The sequence below is a fragment of the Geobacillus sp. CCR genome (genome assembly GCF_052906625.1).
In genome coordinates this window covers 1-14,136 of the sequence record NZ_JBREBQ010000024.1, presented here as the reverse complement: position 1 = coordinate 14,136, position 14,136 = coordinate 1, and the positions used below count along the sequence as shown (strand labels likewise).

Sequence of the window (14,136 nt, the reverse complement as noted above, 5' to 3'; positions counted from 1 at the left end):
AGGAGGCAAGAAATGAACCGGATTTTCCGCAATACCATCTTTTATTTGCTGATTTTCCTCGTCGTGATCGGCGTCGTCAGCTTTTTTAACGGCACGAACCAGCGAACGGAGCCGATGACGTACGATGCGTTCATCACTCATCTGGAAAACGGGGATGTCAAGTCGTTTTCCATTAAGCCGGAGCGCGGCGTATATGAAATCAAAGGCCAGTTGAAAACATATAGCGAAGGGCAGTACTTTTCCACCTACGTCATGAACAGTGACAAAGTGCTTGACCGCATCGATGCGGCGGCGGCGCGGACGCGGGTGGAAGTCGTGCCAGCGGACGAAACGAGCGGATGGGTGACGTTTTTCACTTCCATCATCCCATTTGTTATTATTTTTATTTTGTTCTTCTTCCTTTTGAACCAGGCACAGGGCGGCGGCAGCCGGGTGATGAATTTCGGCAAAAGCCGGGCGCGGCTGTATACGGATGACAAGCGGAAAGTCCGCTTCCGCGATGTGGCTGGGGCAGATGAGGAAAAGGAAGAGTTGGTGGAAATCGTCGAGTTTTTAAAAGATCCGCGCAAGTTTGCGGAACTTGGCGCCCGCATTCCGAAAGGGGTATTGCTCGTTGGGCCGCCTGGAACCGGGAAAACGCTGTTGGCGCGCGCGGTTGCCGGAGAAGCGGGCGTGCCGTTTTTCTCGATCAGCGGGTCGGATTTCGTGGAAATGTTCGTCGGGGTCGGGGCATCGCGGGTGCGCGACTTGTTTGAGACGGCGAAAAAAAATGCCCCGTGCATCATCTTCATTGATGAGATCGACGCCGTCGGCCGCCAGCGCGGCGCCGGCCTTGGCGGCGGCCATGACGAGCGTGAGCAGACGCTCAACCAACTGCTTGTCGAAATGGACGGCTTTAACGGCAACGAAGGGATCATTATTATCGCGGCCACCAACCGGCCGGACATTTTAGACCCGGCGCTGTTGCGCCCGGGTCGCTTCGACCGGCAGATTACCGTCGACCGCCCGGACGTCAAAGGGCGCGAAGCGGTGCTGCGCGTGCATGCCCGCAACAAGCCGCTCGATGAATCCGTTGACCTGAAGACGATCGCGATGCGGACGCCTGGATTTTCCGGCGCCGACTTGGAAAACTTGCTGAATGAGGCGGCGCTCGTTGCAGCGCGCCGCAACAAAAAGAAAATTGATATGAGCGACATCGACGAGGCGACGGACCGGGTGATTGCCGGACCGGCGAAAAAAAGCCGCGTCATTTCGGAAAAAGAACGGCGCATCGTCGCGTTTCACGAAGCTGGGCATACGGTCATCGGCATGGTGCTCGCCGATGCGGAAATGGTGCATAAAGTGACGATTGTGCCGCGCGGCCAAGCCGGAGGCTATGCGGTCATGCTGCCGAAAGAAGACCGCTACTTTATGACGAAAGCCGAACTGATGGATAAAATCACCGGACTGCTCGGCGGGCGCGTTGCCGAGGAAATCGTGTTCAATGAAGTGAGTACAGGGGCCCACAACGATTTTCAACGGGCGACAAACATCGCGCGCCGGATGGTGACGGAGTTTGGTATGAGCGAAAAGCTTGGTCCGCTTCAATTCGGCCAACCGAGCGGGCAAGTGTTTTTAGGACGTGACTTACACAACGAGCAAAACTACAGCGACAAAATCGCCTATGAAATTGACTTAGAGATTCAGCGCATCATTAAAGAGTGCTATGAAAAAGCGAAACAAATTTTGACCCAACATCGGGACAAATTGGATTTGATCGCCAACACGCTGTTGGAAGTCGAGACGCTCGATGCGGAGCAAATTAAACATTTGTTCGAACATGGCACGCTGCCCAAAGACCGGAACGGGCGCGAGGAGTCCGGCAAAAGCGACGGCGATGTGAAAATCAACATCCAAAAGAAAGAGGAGTAATCGATGTCTCTGTTCGGAGGCATCTTTTTTTTTGCCGGCGGCCCAGGGAAAGAAGGACAGTTTTTTTCCCGTAAGTATGATATGATAAAGAATGGGAATTTATCGAGGAAAAGCGAGGAATGAAGCGATGATTTTTGTATTGGACGTCGGCAATACAAACACGGTGTTAGGGGTGTATGACGGGGACGAACTGAAACATCATTGGCGCATTGAAACAAGCCGCTCGAAAACGGAAGACGAATACGGCATGATGATCAAAGCGCTCTTGAACCATGTCGGCTTGCAGTTTTCCGACATTCGAGGCATCATCATTTCCTCGGTCGTGCCGCCGATTATGTTTGCTCTTGAACGCATGTGTCTAAAATATTTCCATATCAAACCGCTCATCGTCGGTCCGGGCATTAAAACCGGGCTCGACATCAAATATGACAATCCGCGTGAGGTGGGCGCCGACCGGATTGTCAACGCGGTCGCCGGCATCCATTTGTACGGCAGTCCGCTGATTATCGTCGATTTTGGCACGGCGACGACGTATTGTTATATTAATGAACATAAACAATATATGGGAGGGGCCATTGCCCCGGGAATTATGATCTCGACAGAGGCTCTGTTCGCGCGGGCGGCGAAATTGCCGCGCATTGAAATCGCCCGCCCGGATGATATCATCGGCAAAAATACGGTCAGCGCCATGCAAGCCGGCATTTTATACGGTTATGTCGGACAAGTGGAAGGCATCGTGTCGCGAATGAAGGCGAAAAGCAAAATCCCGCCGAAGGTGATTGCTACTGGCGGTTTGGCTCCGCTCATTGCCAGCGAATCGGACATCATCGATGTCGTTGATCCGTTTTTGACGCTGACTGGCTTAAAATTGTTGTACGAGAAAAACACCGAGAAAAAAGGATGAAAGGCTTGATGAAGATGGGAGACTACTTAGTAAAAGCACTCGCTTACAATGGACAAGTGAGAGCGTATGCCGCAAGAACGACGGAAACTGTCGCCGAGGCGCAACGCCGCCACCAAACATGGCCGACCGCCTCAGCGGCTCTCGGCCGGGCGTTGACCGCCGGTGTTATGATGGGAGCGATGCTGAAAGGCGAGGAAACGTTGACGATTAAAATTGACGGCGGCGGCCCGATCGGCGTCATTTTAGTTGACAGCAACGCCAGAGGGGAAGTGCGTGGCTATGTAACGAATCCACATGTACATTTTGAGCTGAACGAGCATGGGAAACTTGATGTGGCACGGGCGGTCGGCAAAAATGGGATGTTGACGGTTGTGAAGGATCTTGGGCTGCGCGACTTTTTCACCGGACAAGTGCCGCTTATCTCCGGGGAGCTTGGCGATGATTTTACGTATTATTTTGCTTCGTCCGAACAAATTCCGTCATCGGTTGGCGTCGGGGTGCTCGTCAATCCCGACCATACCATCCGAGCCGCCGGAGGATTTATTATCCAGTTGATGCCCGGGACGGAGGAGAACACGATCACTCGCATTGAAGAGCGGCTGAAACAAATTCCGCCCGTGTCGCGCATGATCGAAAGAGGGCTCAGCCCGGAACAGCTGCTCGAACAACTGTTGGGAGATGGAGGCGTCCGTGTGCTCGAGACGATGCCGGTGTCATTCGTCTGCCGCTGTTCGCGCGAGCGGATCGCTGATGCCCTTATCAGCCTAGGGCCCGAGGAAATCCAAGACATCATCGACAAAGAAGGGCAGGCGGAAGCTTCGTGCCATTTTTGCAATGAAACGTACCATTTCGACAAAGCGGAGCTGGAACAGTTGAAACAACTCGCAAAAAAAGAATGAAAACAGTAAAATGATTGACAATTACGCCAATAGTTGATACATTGGAGACAAAGTCGATAAAATTAATGGGGATTAGAGGTGGAACAATGGCACGCACAGTCAACTCGATAACCGAATTGATCGGCGATACGCCGGCCGTGAAACTGAACCGCATCGTTGATGAAGACAGCGCGGATGTGTATTTGAAACTGGAATTTATGAACCCGGGCAGCAGCGTCAAAGACCGGATTGCGTTGGCGATGATTGAAGCGGCGGAAAAAGCGGGCAAGCTGAAGCCGGGCGACACGATCGTTGAGCCGACAAGCGGCAACACTGGGATCGGATTGGCGATGGTCGCGGCGGCGAAAGGATATAAGGCGGTATTAGTCATGCCGGATACGATGAGCTTGGAGCGCCGCAACCTGCTGCGGGCGTATGGAGCCGAGCTTGTGCTCACACCGGGTGCACAAGGGATGCGCGGAGCAATCGCAAAGGCGGAAGAGCTCGTCCGCGAGCACGGCTACTTTATGCCACAGCAATTTAAAAACGAGGCGAACCCGGAAATCCATCGCTTGACGACCGGGAAAGAGATCGTGGAGCAAATGGGCGACCAGCTTGATGCGTTTGTTGCCGGCGTTGGCACGGGCGGAACGATCACCGGAGCAGGCAAAGTGTTGCGCGAAGCTTACCCAAACATTAAAATTTACGCCGTTGAACCGGCCGATTCCCCAGTCTTGTCGGGAGGAAAACCGGGCCCGCACAAAATCCAAGGGATCGGCGCTGGCTTTGTTCCAGATATTTTGGATACGAGCATTTACGATGGGGTTATTACGGTAACGACGGAAGAAGCGTTTGCGGCGGCCCGCCGCGCGGCTCGCGAGGAAGGCATTCTCGGCGGCATTTCGTCCGGTGCTGCGATTCATGCGGCATTGAAAGTGGCGAAAGAGCTCGGCAAAGGGAAAAAAGTGCTCGCCATCATCCCGAGCAACGGCGAACGTTATTTGAGCACGCCTCTTTACCAATTTGAAGACTAAGCAGACTTTTTCGGCAGGGGCAACCCTGTCGAATTTTTTTACGAGGATGGTGACCCAGACGGACAATCATTGTACAATAAAAGTAACTATGGACATCGTAAGGAGCTGACGAGGATGGAACAGCGGCGCAGGCGACTGAAACGAACTATCGATTATCGCGGACGGGATTGGTTCCGCCAGTACGAACAGCTGGCCTATAGCCGGCCTCATCATGTGTTGCTTGAGAGCGGCCAAGGGGGAAGGTACAGCATTATCGGCCTTGACCCGATCGGAGTGATCCGCGCTGACGAGCGGCGGCTCATCATCAAGCAGCGCGGGGTTGAAACGGTGCTGGATGGCTCGCCGCTCGAAGGGCTCCGGCAATGGCTTCGGTGTTTCGCCGTGCCGGATGAGGGGGAGTCGTTGCCTTGCCAAGGCGGGCTGATCGGTTTCATTAGCTATGATGCGGTTCGCTATATGGAACGGCTCCCGGTGCTCGCGCAAGATGATTTGCGGCTGCCGCTCATGTATTTTTTCCTCTTTGACGACGTAGCGATTTATGATCACCAAACTGAACAGCTTCATTTGCTTGCCTACGCGAATGAAGGGGAGGAAAGCGAAGCAAACCGGCGGCTTGCGCGGCATGCACGGATGTGGCTCGAGGATCGGAATGAAGCGCTGGTCTGGCCGCTTGCTGCCTCGACAGCTGCGCCGTCTGTTTCAATGACAAAAGAGAGGTTTATGGATGCGGTTCGCCGCGTGCAACGCTATATTGCGGCGGGCGATGTGTTTCAAGTCAACTTATCGGTGCGTCAGTCGCAGCCGCTGGTGACGCATCCATTTGCCGTCTACAAGCAGTTGCGGATGCTGAATCCGTCCCCTTACATGGCGTATTTGCATACCCCGGAATTTCAAGTCGTCAGCGGCTCGCCGGAGTTGCTCGTCCGCAAGCGGGGATGGCGTCTTGAGACGCGGCCGATTGCCGGCACACGTTCGCGCGGTCGGACGGCGGCAGAGGATGAACAAATTGCTCGCAAGTTGCTTGCGAGTGAAAAGGAGCGGGCCGAGCACGCCATGCTCGTTGATCTTGAACGGAATGACCTTGGGCGCGTCTGTGCATACGGGACGGTTCGAGTTGACGAATGGATGACCGTCGAAAAGTATTCTCATGTGATGCATATCGTTTCTCACGTATCCGGCACTATGACGATGGAGCACGATGCGTTTTCCGTCATTCGCGCCATGTTTCCCGGCGGGACGATCACCGGCGCCCCGAAAGTGCGAACAATGGAAATTATTGAAGAGTTGGAACCGGTCCGCCGCGGCTTGTACACGGGCTCGATCGGTTGGATCGATTTTCAAGGAAACATGGAGCTAAACATCGCCATTCGAACGATGGTCGTCAAAGACGGATTGGCGCATGTACAGGCAGGAGCGGGCATCGTCATCGATTCCAACCCAGAGCATGAGTACAAGGAATGTGTAAAGAAAGCGGCTGCCCTTTGGAAAGCGAAAGAGCTGAGCGAAGCAGAGGCATTATTTCCGAGCATGAGGTGAGAATGATGATCGTCATGATCGATAACTATGATTCGTTTACGTACAATTTGGTGCAATATTTAGGGGTTTTAGGCGAAGAGCTGCTCGTAAAGCGGAACGACGAAATTACGGTGGACGAGATTGAGCGGCTTCATCCCGATTTTATCATGATTTCCCCCGGTCCATGCACACCGAATGAGGCAGGGGTCAGCCTGGAAGTCATCGATCGCTTTGCCGGCCAAATTCCGATTTTCGGCGTCTGCCTCGGGCATCAAGCCATCGCCCAGGCGTTCGGCGGCCGCGTTGTCCGCGCTCCAAGGCTGATGCACGGGAAAACATCGTCCGTCTACCATGATGGGGAGACGATTTTCTGCGGCGTGCCGAACCCGTTTACGGCAACGCGCTACCATTCCCTTATCGTCGAGAAAGAGACGCTTCCGGACTGTTTCGTCGTGTCGGCTTGGACGAAAGAGGATGAAGTGATGGCGATTCGCCATAAAACGCTGCCGGTGGAAGGCGTGCAGTTTCACCCGGAATCGATTATGACAAGCCATGGGATGCAACTGTTGAAAAACTTTATCAACACGTATAAAAAGGCGTGACAGTCATGTACGTGTATATCAACGGCGCGGTCGTTCCGCGCGAAGAAGCGCAGTTATCAGCGTTTGATCACGGCTTTTTATATGGGCTCGGCTTATTTGAAACATTCCGCACGTATAGCGGCCACCCTTTTTTGCTTGACGATCATTTGGCCCGATTGAACAAAGGGCTGTCTGAGCTTCACATCGAAAGGCAGTTCGGCCGCGCCGAAGCGGTGGCGATCATCGAGCAGTTGCTCGAGGCCAATGGCTTGCGCGACGCTTATGTGCGCTTCAATGTATCGGCCGGGGTCGGCGATCTCGGCTTGCCGATCGAACGTTACCGAAACCCGACCGTCATCGTCTATATGAAGCCGCTTCCGCCGCCCGTCCCTCCGGAAGGAAAAGAAGGGGTGGTGCTCGCGGCAAGGCGAAACAGCCCGGAAGGCAATGAGCGACTAAAGTCGCACCATTATTTAAACAATATGATTGGGAAATGGGAGCTCGGACATCGACCTCATGCGGAAGGAATTTTTTTGAATTCAGATGGTGCGGTAGCGGAGGGGATCGTTTCCAATATTTTTTGGGTGAAAGACGGCATCGTCTACACGCCAGCGCCGGCTGTCGGCATATTAAACGGCATCACAAGACAATTCATCATTGCTTTGCTCAAGCAGTTGCGCATCCCAGTTGAAGAAGGGGTATATCCGCTGTCCCATTTGTTGCAGGCTGATGAAGCATTTATCACCAACTCTGTGCAGGAAATTGTACCCCTTTGCCGCATTGGCCATTGCGTTTACCAAGGAAAAAATGGTCCGGTGGTCCGGGCCTTGCAGCACCATTACCGACGCTTGACCCATCGGTTATGGACGAGGAACGAATTGGCGGAAAGGATGAACGACTGATGACAACATCGATGCGCCCTCTTCGGCTTCAATGCCGCGGGCATGAGCTTGACTTAAACAAAAAAACGTTGATCATGGGCATTGTCAACGTCACGCCCGATTCGTTTTCCGACGGCGGCCGGTTTTACGACGTGGAAAACGCGGTCAAGCACGCGAAGCGGCTCGTGGCGGAAGGAGCAGACATCATTGACATCGGCGGTGAATCAACTCGTCCGGGGGCGGATCCAGTGCCGCTTGATGAAGAATTGCGCCGCGTCATTCCGGCGGTAAAAGCGATTGCTAAGGCGGTGAGTGTACCGATCTCAATTGACACGTACAAAGCGGAAGTGGCGCGGCAAGCCATGGAAGCCGGGGCGCACATCATCAACGACGTTTGGGGAGCCAAGGCGGACCCTGATATGGCCCGCGTCGCCGCCACGTACGGCGCGCCGATCATTTTAATGCACAACCGCCGCGATATGGCCTATCGCGATTTGATTTCCGACATGATCGCCGATTTGAAAGAAAGCATTCGCATTGTCAAAGAGGCGGGTGTGAAAGATGAGAACATTATTTTAGATCCGGGGATCGGCTTCGCCAAGACGGTCGAGCATAACTTGGAGGTGATGCGGCGCCTTGATGAATTTGCCGCTCTCGGCTATCCGCTTTTGCTTGGCACGTCGCGCAAACGATTTATCGGCCATGTGCTCGGCGTGCCTGTCGAGGAGCGGGTCGAAGGAACAGGAGCGACCGTTTGTCTCGGCATCATGAAAGGGGTGCACATCGTCCGAGTCCATGATGTATTGCCGATTGCCCGCATGGCCAAAATGATGGATGCTATGCTTGGGAAGGGAGAGAGCGGTCATCGATAAAATTTATGTGCAAGGCATGGAGTTTTACGGCTACCACGGGGTGTTTCGCGAAGAAAACATCCTCGGCCAGCGATTTTTGGTCGATGTGACGTTGGAGCTCGACTTGCAGCCTGCCGGGCGGAGCGATTGTCTTGAGTATACCGTCAACTACGCCGATGTGTACGAGCGCTGCCGGGCGATCGTTGAGGAGCGGATGTTCGCCTTGATCGAGGCGGTCGCTGAAGCGATCGCCGCCGACTTGCTCGCTGCCTTTCCTGTTGTCGAGCGCTGCATTGTCAAAGTGACGAAGCCGAATCCGCCGATTCGCGGCCATTATCAACATGTCGCAGTCGAAATTGATAGGGGTCGTTAAATGGAAAACATCGCATATCTCGCTTTAGGCTCCAACCTCGGAGATCGTGTTTCCTATTTGCGTTCTGCCATTGAAGCGCTCCATCATCATCAGGAAATTTTTATCACATCGAGCTCATCGATTTATGAAACCGATCCGGTCGGCTATGTCAACCAAGGCAAGTTTTTAAACATGGTGATCGAGGTGGCGACCACGTTGTCGCCGTTTGCCTTGCTTGACGTGACCCAGCAAATCGAACGACAACTTGGAAGAAAAAGGGAAATTCGCTGGGGACCACGGACGTTAGACCTTGACATTTTGCTGTATAATCATGAAAATATTGAAACAGAGCAGCTGACGATCCCGCATCCGCGCATGGCGGAGCGGGCGTTCGTGCTCATCCCGTTGTTTGAAGTCAACTCCCACGTGGCAATACCGAACCTTTCCGAGCCGTTAATCGACATCATTGGCCGACTACCTGACAAAAAAGGAGTTCATGTATGGAAGCGGAAAGATGGGGAAGACGTATTCGCGCTTTTCGAAAGTTGAAAGGATATACGCAAGAAAGACTGGCGAAAGAACTAGGCATTTCCGTATCGATCCTTGGTGAAATTGAACGGGGGAACCGGATGCCGTCCGATTCGCTCGTTGGACAAATCGCCGAACGGCTGAATATATCGGTGGAAGAACTGGCGCCGCCGAAACTCGAATCGAACAAGTAGAAAGGAGGCATCTGCGATGTTTCGCATTGGCGATGTCGAAATTAAAAACCGCGTCGTGCTCGCTCCGATGGCAGGCGTATGCAACTCCGCGTTCCGCCTGACCGTCAAAGAATTCGGCGCCGGGCTTGTATGCGCCGAGATGGTAAGCGACAAAGGAATCGTATACAACAACGAAAAGACGTTAAACATGTTATATATTGATGAACGGGAAAAGCCGATCAGCTTGCAAATTTTCGGCGGCGAGAAAGAAACGCTCGTCAAAGCGGCGAAATTTGTCGATAAAAATACGAATGCAGATATCATCGACATCAACATGGGTTGCCCAGTGCCGAAAATTACGAATTGCGACGCTGGAGCGAAATGGCTGCTTGACCCGAATAAAATTTATGATGTCGTTGCCGCGATCGTCGATGCCGTTGAAAAACCGGTCACGGTGAAAATGCGGATCGGTTGGGATGAAAAGCACATTTACGCCGTCGAAAACGCTCAAGCCGTTGAGCGCGCCGGCGGGAAGGCCGTCGCCGTCCACGGACGGACAAGGGTGCAAATGTATGAAGGAAAAGCGGACTGGAACATCATCAAGCAAGTGAAAGAAGCCGTCAACATCCCGGTTATCGGCAACGGAGATGTCAAAACGCCTCAAGATGCAAAGCGGATGCTTGAAGAAACAGGGGTCGACGGCGTCATGATCGGACGGGCGGCGCTTGGAAACCCTTGGATGATCTATCGCACTGTCCGTTATTTAGAAACTGGAGAGCTCATCCCGGAACCGACGCCGAGGGAAAAAATCGATGTCTGCCTGCTGCATTTAGACCGATTAATTGCCTTAAAAGGCGAATATATCGCCGTCAAAGAAATGCGTAAACACGCTGCTTGGTATTTAAAAGGCATTCGCGGCGCAGCGAAAATCCGCAACGCCATCAATGAATGTGAAACGCGGGACGAACTGGCCGCACTGTTGCTTCGCGTGGCGGAGGAAGCGGAAGTCCAAGCAGCGGCGAACGCCGAAGCCGTTTAAACAACGGAGATGACGTTCATGCAGCGGAGGACTGCCAGCGAGCGCTGGCAGTATTTTTCGTAAAAAATCGCTAAATGGAGTGAATGAGGTATGAGTCATGAAGAATTGAACGACCAACTGCGCGTCCGCAGGGAAAAGCTGAAAAAAATTGAGGAATTGGGTGTCGACCCGTTTGGCAAACGGTTCGAGCGCACTCATAAAGCGCAAGAACTGTTCGAACTGTACGGTGATTTGTCGAAAGAGGAACTTGAAGAAAAGCAAATTGAAGTCGCCGTCGCCGGCCGCATCATGACAAAGCGCGGCAAAGGAAAAGCCGGGTTCGCCCATATCCAGGATGTCACCGGGCAGATTCAAATTTACGTCCGTCAAGACGATGTTGGCGAACAGCAGTACGAACTGTTTAAAATCTCTGACCTTGGCGATATCGTCGGCGTGCGCGGCACAATGTTTAAAACAAAAGTTGGTGAACTTTCCATCAAGGTGTCGTCGTACGAATTTTTGACGAAAGCGCTGCGTCCGCTGCCGGAAAAATACCATGGTTTGAAAGACATAGAGCAACGCTATCGCCAGCGTTATCTCGATTTAATTATGAATCCGGAGAGCAAAAAGACGTTCATCACCCGCAGTTTGATCATTCAATCGATGCGGCGGTATCTTGACAGCCGTGGCTATTTGGAAGTTGAAACGCCGATGATGCACGCTGTGGCTGGAGGCGCTGCGGCGCGCCCGTTCATTACGCATCATAACGCATTGGATATGACGCTTTATATGCGAATCGCTATCGAGCTCCATTTAAAACGGCTTATCGTCGGCGGTTTGGAAAAAGTGTACGAGATCGGCCGCGTTTTCCGGAACGAGGGCATTTCCACCCGCCATAACCCGGAGTTTACGATGCTCGAATTGTACGAGGCGTACGCCGATTTCCGCGACATTATGGAACTAACGGAAAACTTGATCGCCCACATTGCCACTGAAGTGCTTGGAACGACGAAAATTCAATACGGCGAGCATGTCGTCGACTTAACGCCCGAGTGGCGGCGCCTCCATATGGTCGATGCGATCAAGGAATATGTCGGCGTCGACTTCTGGCGGCAGATGAGCGACGAAGAGGCGCGGGAGCTGGCGAAAGAACACGGAGTGGAAGTTGCTCCACATATGACGTTTGGCCATATTGTCAACGAATTTTTTGAACAAAAAGTCGAGTCTCACCTCATTCAGCCGACGTTCATTTATGGCCATCCGGTTGAAATTTCACCGTTGGCCAAGAAAAATCCGGACGACCCGCGTTTTACCGACCGATTTGAGCTGTTTATCGTCGGGCGCGAACATGCCAACGCCTTTACCGAATTGAATGATCCGATCGATCAGCGCCAACGCTTTGAGGCGCAGCTGAAAGAGCGTGAACAAGGAAACGATGAAGCACATGAAATGGACGAAGACTTCCTTGAAGCGCTCGAGTACGGCATGCCGCCAACAGGCGGGCTTGGCATCGGGGTCGACCGTCTGGTCATGCTGCTGACGAACTCACCGTCGATCCGCGACGTGTTGCTTTTCCCGCAAATGCGTCATAAATAAATTTGATCGCTCCCTGCAAAGACAAGCAGCAGGGGGCTTTTCATTTATGTAAAAATAGTTGTCGTTGTTTTGTTGAAAAACAAACACAGGAAGTCGAGTTGACAAACCACTCCCAACGTGTTATATTATGATAGCACGTTGAAATGACAGCACTAATCAAAAACAAGGATCTAGTTGACAAATAAATAAATTTAATTATAATATAACTTGTCTGTTGATTGTCTAGTGATGATAGCGGAGGGGAAACACCCGTTCCCATCCCGAACACGGAAGTTAAGCCCTCCAGCGCCGATGGTAGTTGGGGCCAGCGCCCCTGCAAGAGTAGGTCGTCGCTAGGCAATCCTGTGGAGGATTAGCTCAGCTGGGAGAGCACTTGCCTTACAAGCAAGGGGTCGGCGGTTCGATCCCGTCATCCTCCACCATCACCTATTATGAGCCATTAGTTCAGTGACGAGTATTACATCTTTGAATCTACTTCGAGTTGTCCCGACGCATCCAACATCTTCGAATATGCTAGCAGAGGAAGGGACATCGTTCATTGTGAGTGTATACTTGACTATGAGCCATTAGCTCAGTAACGAGCGCTGCATCTTCGAGTTTGCTTCGAGTTGCCTCGACGCACTAGGCATCTGTGAAACAGCTGGGAGAGGAAGAGGCAGGTAGAGTGAAACGAAGCTGTAGAGTGTTATCCTAACCATGAGCCATTAGCTCAGTAGGTAGAGCAACGAGCGAAGCATCTTCGGATTTGCTTCGAGTTGTCCCGACGCATCCGACATCTTCGAATATGCTAGCAGAGGAAGGGACATCGTTCATTGTGAGTGTATACTTGACTATGAGCCATTAGCTCAGTAGGTAGAGCATCTGACTTTTAATCAGAGGGTCGGAGGTTCGAGTCCTCCATGGCTCACCACAATTGATTTGCGGGTGTGGCGGAATTGGCAGACGCGCTAGATTCAGGGTCTAGTGCCCTTTACGGGCGTGGGGGTTCGAGTCCCTTCACCCGCATGTTGATTCGAGCGGAAGTAGTTCAGCGGTAGAACACCACCTTGCCAAGGTGGGGGTCGCGGGTTCGAGTCCCGTCTTCCGCTCCATTTATTTGCCCATTTAGCCGGGGTGGCGGAATTGGCAGACGCACAGGACTTAAAATCCTGGGGTAGGTCACTACCGTGCCGGTTCGAGTCCGGCCCTCGGCACTTGCGCTCGTAGCTCAATTGGATAGAGCATCTGACTACGGATCAGAAGGTTAGGGGTTCGAATCCTCTCGAGCGCGTTGGCGGGAAGTAGCTCAGTTTGGCAGAGCACATGGTTTGGGACCATGGGGTCGCAGGTTCAAATCCTGTCTTCCCGATAGCGGATATATGGGGCCTTAGCTCAGCTGGGAGAGCGCCTGCTTTGCACGCAGGAGGTCATCGGTTCGATCCCGATAGGCTCCACTGTTGCTTTATGTCTGTGCCTGCCGCTTGCAAGGGAATTTGAAGACGTGAGGTTCCTCGGTAGGATTACAGAGAAGCAAACTAAAGTAGCAACCTTGTGTCCTGCAAGTGAATGGAGAGAAGCGGGATTCTTCGACGAAAACCAGCAGAGAAGTTGTTTCAATGCAGCAACTTTGCGCCTGTGTCTTCTAGTGAATTCGGGGGAATTGGGTTCCTCGGCGCAAGACTGCAACGAAGCAAGTTCAAGAAGAGGTCTCGTTCCTTGAAAACTGAACGAAACGAAGCGCGACGAAAAGCGGAGGTCGTTTAGCGCCTTTGGTGCTGCGGCTGAAGCAAAAAGCCAATCAACTTTCTTTTGGAGAGTTTGATCCTGGCTCAGGACGAACGCTGGCGGCGTGCCTAATACATGCAAGTCGAGCGGACCGGATCGGAGCTTGCTCTGATTTGGTCAGCGGCGGACGGGTGAGTAACACGTGGGCAA

13 protein-coding genes, 8 tRNA genes and 2 rRNA genes are annotated in these 14,136 nt (G+C 52.8%); all 23 read left to right on the top strand.

The genetic code is table 11. From position 1 onward, the window contains the following. The first annotated feature begins 12 nt into the window (after nucleotides 1-12). Nucleotides 13-1,911, top strand: a complete 1,899-nt coding sequence (gene ftsH / locus ACVBDQ_RS12665; RefSeq protein WP_011229577.1) for an ATP-dependent zinc metalloprotease FtsH — start codon at nucleotides 13-15, stop codon at nucleotides 1,909-1,911. Nucleotides 1,912-2,038: 127 nt separating this feature from the next. Further along, nucleotides 2,039-2,815: a type III pantothenate kinase gene (locus ACVBDQ_RS12660; protein WP_011229578.1), complete on the top strand. Its 777-nt coding sequence runs from the start codon at nucleotides 2,039-2,041 to the stop codon at nucleotides 2,813-2,815. Nucleotides 2,816-2,829: 14 nt separating this feature from the next. Beyond that, complete coding sequence (gene hslO, locus ACVBDQ_RS12655; RefSeq protein WP_025039044.1) at nucleotides 2,830-3,714, top strand: Hsp33 family molecular chaperone HslO; 885 nt, start codon at nucleotides 2,830-2,832, stop codon at nucleotides 3,712-3,714. Nucleotides 3,715-3,800: 86 nt separating this feature from the next. Further along, nucleotides 3,801-4,727 carry a cysteine synthase A gene (cysK, locus tag ACVBDQ_RS12650; protein ID WP_011229580.1) on the top strand — a complete coding sequence of 309 codons (927 nt, stop codon included), beginning with the start codon at nucleotides 3,801-3,803 and terminating at the stop codon, nucleotides 4,725-4,727. Between the two features lie 114 nt (nucleotides 4,728-4,841). Then, nucleotides 4,842-6,263 (top strand): aminodeoxychorismate synthase component I, encoded by a 1,422-nt coding sequence (gene pabB / locus ACVBDQ_RS12645; protein ID WP_011229581.1) that lies wholly within the window; start codon nucleotides 4,842-4,844, stop codon nucleotides 6,261-6,263. 5 nt (nucleotides 6,264-6,268) lie between these two features. Beyond that, a complete protein-coding gene (gene pabA / locus ACVBDQ_RS12640; RefSeq protein WP_446663244.1) occupies nucleotides 6,269-6,844 on the top strand; it encodes an aminodeoxychorismate/anthranilate synthase component II in 576 nt (191 codons plus the stop codon). 5 nt (nucleotides 6,845-6,849) lie between these two features. Continuing rightward, nucleotides 6,850-7,725 (top strand): aminodeoxychorismate lyase, encoded by an 876-nt coding sequence (gene pabC / locus ACVBDQ_RS12635; protein WP_011229583.1) that lies wholly within the window; start codon nucleotides 6,850-6,852, stop codon nucleotides 7,723-7,725. After that, nucleotides 7,725-8,576, top strand: a complete 852-nt coding sequence (gene folP, locus ACVBDQ_RS12630; RefSeq protein WP_011229584.1) for a dihydropteroate synthase — start codon at nucleotides 7,725-7,727, stop codon at nucleotides 8,574-8,576. The genes pabC and folP overlap by 1 nt, the downstream gene beginning before the upstream one ends. After that, nucleotides 8,548-8,928 carry a dihydroneopterin aldolase gene (gene folB / locus ACVBDQ_RS12625; protein WP_446663243.1) on the top strand — a complete coding sequence of 127 codons (381 nt, stop codon included), beginning with the start codon at nucleotides 8,548-8,550 and terminating at the stop codon, nucleotides 8,926-8,928. The genes folP and folB overlap by 29 nt, the downstream gene beginning before the upstream one ends. Beyond that, nucleotides 8,929-9,456 carry a 2-amino-4-hydroxy-6-hydroxymethyldihydropteridine diphosphokinase gene (gene folK / locus ACVBDQ_RS12620; protein WP_011229586.1) on the top strand — a complete coding sequence of 176 codons (528 nt, stop codon included), beginning with the start codon at nucleotides 8,929-8,931 and terminating at the stop codon, nucleotides 9,454-9,456. After that, nucleotides 9,408-9,629, top strand: coding sequence for a helix-turn-helix domain-containing protein (locus tag ACVBDQ_RS12615; RefSeq protein ID WP_011229587.1), 222 nt, complete (start codon nucleotides 9,408-9,410; stop codon nucleotides 9,627-9,629). Before folK ends, ACVBDQ_RS12615 begins: the two co-directional genes overlap by 49 nt. Nucleotides 9,630-9,645: 16 nt before the next feature. Beyond that, nucleotides 9,646-10,647, top strand: a complete 1,002-nt coding sequence (dusB, locus tag ACVBDQ_RS12610; RefSeq protein WP_011229588.1) for a tRNA dihydrouridine synthase DusB — start codon at nucleotides 9,646-9,648, stop codon at nucleotides 10,645-10,647. 90 nt (nucleotides 10,648-10,737) lie between these two features. Beyond that, nucleotides 10,738-12,222 (top strand): lysine--tRNA ligase, encoded by a 1,485-nt coding sequence (gene lysS, locus ACVBDQ_RS12605; RefSeq protein ID WP_011229589.1) that lies wholly within the window; start codon nucleotides 10,738-10,740, stop codon nucleotides 12,220-12,222. A 221-nt stretch (nucleotides 12,223-12,443) separates the two neighbouring features. Next, nucleotides 12,444-12,560 (top strand): 5S ribosomal RNA (rrf, locus tag ACVBDQ_RS12600). 8 nt (nucleotides 12,561-12,568) lie between these two features. Next, nucleotides 12,569-12,644 (top strand) — tRNA-Val (locus ACVBDQ_RS12595). 412 nt (nucleotides 12,645-13,056) lie between these two features. Continuing rightward, a tRNA-Lys gene (locus ACVBDQ_RS12590) sits at nucleotides 13,057-13,132 on the top strand. A gap of 10 nt (nucleotides 13,133-13,142) precedes the next feature. Next, nucleotides 13,143-13,227 (top strand) — tRNA-Leu (locus ACVBDQ_RS12585). A gap of 11 nt (nucleotides 13,228-13,238) precedes the next feature. After that, nucleotides 13,239-13,313 (top strand) — tRNA-Gly (locus ACVBDQ_RS12580). A 16-nt stretch (nucleotides 13,314-13,329) separates the two neighbouring features. Next, nucleotides 13,330-13,415, top strand: a tRNA-Leu gene (locus ACVBDQ_RS12575). 3 nt (nucleotides 13,416-13,418) lie between these two features. Beyond that, nucleotides 13,419-13,492 (top strand) — tRNA-Arg (locus ACVBDQ_RS12570). Nucleotides 13,493-13,496: 4 nt separating this feature from the next. Further along, nucleotides 13,497-13,570: transfer RNA gene (locus ACVBDQ_RS12565), tRNA-Pro, on the top strand. Nucleotides 13,571-13,582: 12 nt separating this feature from the next. Further along, a tRNA-Ala gene (locus tag ACVBDQ_RS12560) sits at nucleotides 13,583-13,655 on the top strand. A 352-nt stretch (nucleotides 13,656-14,007) separates the two neighbouring features. Then, nucleotides 14,008-14,136, top strand: a 16S ribosomal RNA gene (locus tag ACVBDQ_RS12555); the annotation flags it as partial.

Bases quoted from the DNA above. Each gene is read 5' to 3' on its own strand.
- ACVBDQ_RS12615 (WP_011229587.1), top strand. From the start codon at position 9,408: ATGGAAGCGGAAAGATGGGGAAGACGTATTCGCGCTTTTCGAAAGTTG.
- pabC (WP_011229583.1), top strand. From the start codon at position 6,850: ATGTACGTGTATATCAACGGCGCGGTCGTTCCGCGCGAAGAAGCGCAG.
- dusB (WP_011229588.1), top strand. From the start codon at position 9,646: ATGTTTCGCATTGGCGATGTCGAAATTAAAAACCGCGTCGTGCTCGCT.
- hslO (WP_025039044.1), top strand. From the start codon at position 2,830: ATGGGAGACTACTTAGTAAAAGCACTCGCTTACAATGGACAAGTGAGA.
- lysS (WP_011229589.1), top strand. From the start codon at position 10,738: ATGAGTCATGAAGAATTGAACGACCAACTGCGCGTCCGCAGGGAAAAG.
- folK (WP_011229586.1), top strand. From the start codon at position 8,929: ATGGAAAACATCGCATATCTCGCTTTAGGCTCCAACCTCGGAGATCGT.
- folP (WP_011229584.1), top strand. From the start codon at position 7,725: ATGACAACATCGATGCGCCCTCTTCGGCTTCAATGCCGCGGGCATGAG.
- pabB (WP_011229581.1), top strand. From the start codon at position 4,842: ATGGAACAGCGGCGCAGGCGACTGAAACGAACTATCGATTATCGCGGA.
- ACVBDQ_RS12660 (WP_011229578.1), top strand. From the start codon at position 2,039: ATGATTTTTGTATTGGACGTCGGCAATACAAACACGGTGTTAGGGGTG.
- pabA (WP_446663244.1), top strand. From the start codon at position 6,269: ATGATCGTCATGATCGATAACTATGATTCGTTTACGTACAATTTGGTG.
- ftsH (WP_011229577.1), top strand. From the start codon at position 13: ATGAACCGGATTTTCCGCAATACCATCTTTTATTTGCTGATTTTCCTC.
- cysK (WP_011229580.1), top strand. From the start codon at position 3,801: ATGGCACGCACAGTCAACTCGATAACCGAATTGATCGGCGATACGCCG.